Source organism: Bacteroides sp. OF04-15BH (assembly GCF_003477995.1).
Classification (GTDB): Bacteria; Bacteroidota; Bacteroidia; order Bacteroidales; family Bacteroidaceae; genus Paraprevotella.
Map to the genome: position 1 here is coordinate 1 of NZ_QUEM01000033.1, position 480 is coordinate 480.

The following is a 480-nucleotide window of genomic DNA, read 5'->3' on the forward strand; positions in this document are numbered from 1 at the left end:
CCTTCCTCCAAGTTCCAAGGATTGACGACCGCAAGCCAGTCTTCGTCAGTTCCGATGTACGAGACCGTCTTGATCGTGTCGTCCGCATCCTCGGAGGGAGACGCATGAGCGTATCGGGCATCATTGAGAACATCGTGCGCCACCACCTAAGCCTTTATGAAGAGGACTTCGAGGCTTGGCGCAAATTGTGAGAATTAAGGTCTGCGACCTTGGACGTGGATAGCTGAAAGGCAGCAGTTCCAACTAACGTGTTCTGAGAGGGAGCGAGGTTATGTTTTGGGAACCCCAAAACGCCTCGCTCCACCATGAGGGCGGAGATTTTTTGCTCCCAACGGTCGCAGAAAATAAGTGTACCAACTGTAAACAGTATATCGAATGACAAGCATACATGAACAGGACAAGAAAAAGGGCGGAAGACCGCCCACAGGCAGGGTTCGCAAGCTGTCGAAGTCTGTCACAGTGAAGTTCTCGAAGCCAAGC

General features: G+C 51.9%; 1 protein-coding gene and 1 pseudogene. Both read left to right on the forward strand.

What is annotated here, in order from left to right; genetic code table 11:
• Positions 1-191, forward strand: a 191-nt coding sequence (locus tag DXA74_RS13020) for a DUF3408 domain-containing protein (protein WP_147380223.1), incomplete at its 5' end; no start/stop codon positions are given.
• A gap of 184 nt (positions 192-375) precedes the next feature.
• A pseudogene (locus DXA74_RS16625) lies at positions 376-480 on the forward strand (mobilization protein); the annotation flags it as partial.